5 protein-coding genes are annotated in these 6,583 nt (G+C 68.5%); 4 read left to right on the top strand and 1 reads right to left on the bottom strand.

The window, feature by feature from the left end; all coding sequences use genetic code 11:
- Positions 1–257: 257 nt before the first annotated feature.
- The 4 genes from IT306_29590 (at position 258) to IT306_29575 (ending at position 4,456) form a co-directional block, all read left to right on the top strand.
- On the top strand, positions 258–1,466 hold the full coding sequence (locus IT306_29590; protein MCC7372604.1) for a mandelate racemase/muconate lactonizing enzyme family protein: 1,209 nt from the start codon (positions 258–260) through the stop codon (positions 1,464–1,466).
- A 32-nt stretch (positions 1,467–1,498) separates the two neighbouring features.
- Positions 1,499–2,431, top strand: coding sequence for a dihydrodipicolinate synthase family protein (locus tag IT306_29585; protein MCC7372603.1), 933 nt, complete (start codon positions 1,499–1,501; stop codon positions 2,429–2,431).
- Positions 2,431–3,471: a hypothetical protein gene (locus IT306_29580; protein MCC7372602.1), complete on the top strand. Its 1,041-nt coding sequence runs from the start codon at positions 2,431–2,433 to the stop codon at positions 3,469–3,471. The genes IT306_29585 and IT306_29580 overlap by 1 nt, the downstream gene beginning before the upstream one ends.
- A 100-nt stretch (positions 3,472–3,571) precedes the next feature.
- Positions 3,572–4,456, top strand: a complete 885-nt coding sequence (locus tag IT306_29575) for a prohibitin family protein (protein MCC7372601.1) — start codon at positions 3,572–3,574, stop codon at positions 4,454–4,456.
- Positions 4,457–4,833: 377 nt separating this feature from the next.
- Here IT306_29575 and mgtE read toward each other — a convergent pair whose 3' ends face one another.
- Positions 4,834–6,204, bottom strand: a complete 1,371-nt coding sequence (gene mgtE, locus IT306_29570; protein MCC7372600.1) for a magnesium transporter — start codon at positions 6,202–6,204, stop codon at positions 4,834–4,836.
- Between the last annotated feature and the right edge of the window lie 379 nt (positions 6,205–6,583).

The following is a 6,583-nucleotide window of genomic DNA, read 5'->3' as shown; positions in this document are numbered from 1 at the left end:
GTCGCACCAGTGCCTGCCGTTCCCGACGGCCGTCGCGCAGCAACTGCATGCGTGTAGGTGGGGACGTCAGTCCCCGCCCGCCCGTTCCATGATGCTTCGGGTACACCAATGAACATGCAATCGCCCTGCTTGCACCGTGCGTCATCCTGGGGTACGGTCCCCTCCATGTCTCACTCTGCACGCAACGACGCGGGCATCGCCGCACACCGCCCTGTGGCTGCCCGTCGTCTGGAGACCAGACCCATGGGGACGACACCATGACCCCGCGCAAGGTCTTCGGACCGACTACCCGCATCGCCGCCGTCGAGGCGTTCGCCATCGTCGGCGACAAGGACTACGTCGGCGGGGCCGGCCTCAAGCCGCCAGCCGGCACGGCCCCCCAGCAGCGCCGCGCCATTGCCGAGATCGGCGACCGCCACATCTGCGTCTATCCGCCGCAGGCCCAGTCGTGCCTGGTCAAGATCACCGCCGAGGATGGCACAGTCGGCTGGGGCGAGGGGCACGCACCGCTCGGGCCGCGCGCCACCGCCGCCGTCGTCACAGACGTACTCGCGCCGCTGCTGATCGGCGAAGACCCCCTGGCCATCGAAGCCCACTGGGAGCGGATGTACGGCAGCATGCGGCTGCGCGGCCACGTCGCTGGCTACCAGCTCGAAGCGATGGCCGGGGTGGACATCGCGCTGTGGGATCTGGCCGGCAAGCTGACCGGCCTGCCCGTCTACCGACTGCTCGGCGGGCCGTTCGCCACCGACCTACCCTGCTACGCCTCGGGGGTGCCCGGACGGACCGTCGAGGAGCGCGCCGCCAGCGCCGAGCGGTTCATCGCCGAGGGCTACACGGCGATGAAGGCGTCTATCGGGCGTGGCAACCTGGACGAAGACCTCGCAGCAGTGGCGGCGCTGGTCGAGACCGTCGCCGGCCGTGCCGACGTGCTGGTGGACGCCCACGGCGCCTACGCCAGCCACAGCGCGCTGTTCGTCGGGCGCGAGCTGCAACGGATGGGCGTCCGCTGGCTGGAAGACCCGCTGCCACCGGAGGACGTCGAGGGGTACGTGGCACTTTCGGCAGCACTCGAGATGCCGGTGGCAGCCGGCGAGACCGAGTGTACGCGCTGGCAGTTCGAGGAGCGTCTGCGGCAGAAGGCGGTTGACCTGATCCTCCCGGACATCTGCCGGGCCGGCGGCATCAGCGAGGGCAGGAAGATCGCGCTGGTGGCAGACCTGCACAACGTCCGCTGGGCCGCCCACGTCAGCATGGGCACCTCGGTTCACGTGGCCGCCGCCGCCCACCTCGCCGCGGCCTCGGCCAACTTCTTCATCTTCGAGTTCTCCAGCACACCGAACCCCATCGGCGATGTCCTGCTGACCGGGCCGCTGCATCCGGTAGGCGGGGCACTTCGCGTGCCGGATGGCCCCGGACTCGGCATCACCTTCGACGAAGCGAAGCTCCGGCAGCATCTCCTGTAAGTCGCATTTCCTGTACGTCAGAGAGGACCCGCATGAGCAAGCATGGACCTTTCCGAGGGATCTTCGCGATCCCAGTCACGCCGTTCACGCCTGAAGGCGATCTCGACATCCCCTCGCTGCGGCGGTGCGTCGAGTTTTGCGTGGTGGCAGGGGCCGGCGGCGTCGTCGCGCCGGTGAACGCCAGCGAGTTCTTCACGCTCACCGAGTCCGAGCGGAAGAAGGTCGTGGAGACTGTGGTCGAGCAAACGAACGGCCGGATCCCCGTGGTGGCGGGCGTCAGCGGTTCGTCCACCCAGGTGGCCGCCGAGATGGCCGCCCACGCCGGCAGGGTCGGTGCGGACTCGGTGATGGCGATGCCGCCGTTCGTGCGGCACCCCGGTCCAGACGAGATCGTGGAGTTCTACGGGGCCGTCGCCAGGGCGGCCGGCGTGCCGGTCTGGATCCAGAACTGCATCGCGCCGATGGGCACGCCGATGGCCCCGGCCCTCTTGGCGCGGCTGTTCCGCGAGATCCCGGGCGTCGAGTATCTGAAGGAGGAGACGTCCCTCGCGCCCCAGGTGATGACCCAGGTCAAGAACCTCGCTGGCGACGACATCAAGGGCATGATGGGCGGCATGGCCGGCCGCTATCTATTGGACGAGTACGCGCGCGGGGCCTGTGGCACGATGCCGGCCTGCGAGGTGACCGACGCCCATGTCGCCGTCTGGAACGCCCTGGAGCGGGGCGATGAGGCCGAGTCACGACGGCTGTTCCGTGAGATCCTGCCGCTGCTCAACATCGAAGCGATGTACTCGTTCGTGGTCTACAAGGAAGTGCTCTACCGGCGCGGCATCATCGCCTGCCCGAAGTCGCGCGCACCCGGCTCGCCCACGCTCGACGAGCACTCCAGCCGCGAGCTCGACCTGATCTTGCGTGACCTCTCGCCGTTGCTGACGGTGAAGATTCCGACGACAGCGGGAGCCTGATGAGCGACGACACGACCAGCCAGGATGCACTGCCCGCCGTGCCTCCCTCCTGGGAGAATGAGGGACACCGACTCTTTCGCTTCGCCTCAGCCGACGGTAAGGCCGTCGCGTGGCTCTGCCCGGAGATCGGCGGGGACACCATCGCCTACGCCGTCAAGGTCGGCGGGGAGTGGGTCCACGTCCTCGCCATCGGCACGCCCGCCGAGGTGACCGACGCGCCCTCGCGCTACGGCCTGCCGCTGCTCTTCCCATTCCCCGGGCACATGCGGGACCGACAGTATCAGTGGAACGGCCAGACGATCACGGTGCCGCCAACCGTCCCCGGCATCGACGCGGTCACCCACGGCTTCGCGCACGTGCGCCCCTGGCGGCTGACCCGGCACGCCGAGACCGGCGCGTCAGCCGAGTTCCGCACGCCTGACGACCTCGACGCCGAGCAGGCCGCAAGTTACCCGTTCACCGTCCGGCTGACCCAGGATCTCGACCTGACGGAGGCGGGCGATCTGCTGGTCCGCCTCACCGCCGTCAACGAGGGCGACGCGCCGGCCCCGGTCGCGTTCGGCCTGCACCCGTACTTCGGGGAGGGCGTACTCGGCCCGGACCGCACCCAGGTTCACGTCGATCTGCCGGGCGCATCGGCGCGGGTCCGCACCGGCGAGCGCGCCCCCTACATGACGGGCGAACGCGAGCCGGCCCCGCCGAACCCGGTCAGCATCGTCGCGATGGGCGAGACGATGGCGACCGGCCGCACCGACTTCCAGGAGGGCGGCGACACAGCCGTCATCCGCGACTTGCGCCCGATTGACGGTCGGGCCGGCTGGACCGTCGAGGTCTTCATGAACGGGTTCAGCGACCTGCTCTTCTTCGCGCCGCCCTGGCAGAACTCGATCTCCATCGAGCCGCAGAGCCACATGCCCGGCTGCGCGTCCCTGCCGGAAGGCCATCCCGAGGGGCTGGTCGCGCTGGCCCCGGGCGCATCGCTGGAAGCCGTCTGCCGGATCCGGCTGGTGGCCCCAGAGGGGAGTACGTCCGTGTCGTGACACCCGGACCACCCCTCCGACGTTTCACCATCGGCACAGGGAGCTTGCAGGATGGGGCGCTCCTAGATTGCCGGGCGGGTGGAATGTCGGAGGTGGGGGGGTGGCACGGAACTCACTGCGAGCGGGCGGAGATGCAGCCGGCGCGGCCGGGCGCGGACTGCTGGGCAGGTTTGGCTGCGGCGGTCTGGGCATCGCAGCCGCGGTCGTGGTTGTGCTCGGCTATCTCGCGATGTCAGTCAATGTGGTGCCGCCAGGCCACGTCGGCGTGGTGGTGCAGCTTGGACAGGTGCAGCCAAACCCGCTGCCGCCGGGCGTCTATTTCAGACCGTTCTTCGTCCAGAACGTCATCGACTTTGAGACGCGGGTCCGGCCACACAACTTCCGCGAGATCGACGCTGCCAGCCGCGAGTACCAGAGCGTCAAGCTGACCGGCACCCTCAACTTCTCGATCGATGCCCCGCAGGCCGACGACCTGTATCAGCGGGTCGGGCTGGACTTCGCCGGACGGGTCATCGACGCGGCGTTCTCAGACACCATCAAAGAGATCATCCCCCGCTTTGCGGTGACGGAGATCCTGGCCAAGCGCGAGGAGATCCGCACCCAGACCAAGGACAAGCTGTCGCAGACGCTCGGGCGGTACGGCATCCTGGTGGAGGACGTCTACCTGACGAACATCTCGTTCAGCCCGGAGTACACCCAGGCCATCGAGCAGAAGCAGGTGGCGCAGCAGCTGGTGGAGCGCGAGCGCGAGGTCCTGAACCAGAAGAAGATTCAGGCCGAGCAGTCCGAGGTGCAGGCGCTGGGTGAGGCCAAAGCCGAGGTCGCCAGGGCCCAGGGCGCCGCCGAAGCGAACCGCCTGCTGACCCAGTCGATCACGCCTGAGCTGATCGAGTACCAACGGGTCCAGAAGTGGGACGGCCGAATGCCGCTCTACCAGGGCAACGCCAACGTGATGCTGCCGGTACCGTCGCCAACGCCCCGGTAGGGGTCGTGGGTCGTGGGTCGTGGAAATTGACCGGCAAATGGGCGACGCGGTTTCAGTGCATCATTGCAATTCTCCATGTCATCCTGAGCGCAGCGAAGGACCTCACCCGCTGACCGTCACGGTTGGGAGATCCTTCACGTCGCTCGCAAGCTCGCTCGTTCAGGATGACATACGCTTTGCTGACCGCTGACCGCTGACCCAACCGTGACGGTCAGCGGGTGAGATCCTTCGCTGCGCTCAGGATGACAATTGCAGCTTGCATGCTTTCACCAACATTGACGACCCTCGACCCTCGACCCTCGACCCTCGACCCTCGACCCTCGACCCTCGACCCTCGACCCTCGACCCTCGACCCTCGACCCTCGACCCTCGACGCTTCACAGACCCAGCATCAACTGGGCGATGCTGAAGTAGAGGAACAGCCCGGTCCCATCCACCAGCGTGCTGATGAACGGCGCTGACACCACCGCCGGATCGATCTTGATGCGGTGCAGGATCAGCGGCAGCACCGCCCCAACCATCGCCGCCCAGACCACGATGAACAGGGCGGTGACCGCCACCACCGGGCCGATCTCCGAGCCGACGCCGAGGATGATGGCGCGGGTGAACGTGACTGCCCCCATCACCAGCCCCAGCAGCACGCCCACCGCGGCCTCGCGCAGGAACACGCGGAAGATATCGCGGAAGTGGACCTCGCCAACGCCCATCGCGCGGACCAGCGTGGTGACCGTCTGCGACCCGACGTTCCCGCCAATGCCGATCAGCAACGGGATGAAGAACGTCAGCGAGACGACCCGGCCCAGCGTGTCCTCGAAGTGGCTGAGCACCGACCCGGTGAACGCCCCGCCCACGAAGAGCACCAGCAGCCAGACGACGCGCTTGCTGAACAGGTGGAAGATGCTGGCACGCAGATACGGCTCGTCCAACGGCTGCGAACCGCCGAGGCGCTCGATGTCTTCGCCGGCCTCTTCCAACAGGACGTCCGCCGCGTCGTCGGCGGTGATGATGCCGAGCAGCCGGTCATGGTCGTCGACGACGGGCAGCGCCAGGTAGCTGTTCTTGTCCAGCAGGCGGGCGGCCGCCTCCTGGTCGGCGTCGGCGCGGATGCGCGTCACATCGCGGTACATGAGCTGCGAGACGAGCTTCCAGCGCGGTGACAGCACCAGGCTCCGCAGCGAGAGCACCCCGAGCAGCTTGCCCGTTCCAGGCTCCGTCACATAGACGTAGTAGATCGTCTCGGCCTCTTCGGCCACGCGCCCGAGCTGCTCCAGGGCTTCGTCCGCCGTCAGATACGGCGCGACCGACACGAAATCCGGCGTCATGATGCCGGCCGCGCTCTCGGGCGGATACGTCAGCAGCTCGCGGACGTCCTCCGCCTCCTCGTGCTCCATCTCGTCGAGGATGGCCTCGGCCTCGCGCGGATGCAGCTCGCCCATGACGTCGGCAGCATCGTCCGGGTCCATCTCTTCGAGGACATCGGCGGCCTGTGCCCGCCCGAGCTTTCCGAGCAGGCGCGCGGCGTCGAAGGCGTCCAGCTCCGCCACGATGTCGGCCAACGCCTCGTCGCCAAGGCGGGTGACCAGCCGCCCAAGCTCGTTCGGCGAGAGATCGGCCAGCGCCTGTGCCAGCTCCTCACGCGGGGCGGCGTGCAGGCTCGCCAGGTCGGGGGCATGGCCGTTGGACAGCGCCGCGCGCAAGACTGCGCGGACGTCGGACGCGTCCACGCTCCGGGGCGTCAGCGTCTCCATCTACGGCACCTCCGGTGGCGACTACGAAAAACACCCTCCCACATCGGGAGGGCGCCGGAGGTGGTCTGCCCGCGCGCCGCGAGCAGGGCGGCGTCAGGCAGAGCCGGCGGCGATCTCCTCGTCAGGAGCAGCGCTGGCGGTCGGGTTGGTACTAGCAGGGTCTGCGGTGGACATGACTGGCCTGAGTGTACCCCTGCACGGGTTGTGCCGTCGACTGCCACAGGTTTCCAGACAGCCGCGTCGCTTCGTCACTCTGGGCGGCTCGTGCCGGGTGGCTCGCGCCCCGAACCCTGGGCATGCCAGGCCGTGGCGCCGGCTGGCCCCCGGCGCCCCCGCGGGTCGTCAGACCCCCCCCGGGCCGCGCAGGCCCACCATCGTG

The organism is Chloroflexota bacterium (assembly GCA_020850535.1).
Taxonomy (GTDB): Bacteria; Chloroflexota; UBA6077; order UBA6077; family JACCZL01; genus JADZEM01.
Note: the sequence above shows the minus strand (reverse complement) of the source record. Positions and strands in the feature narration are given on the sequence as shown.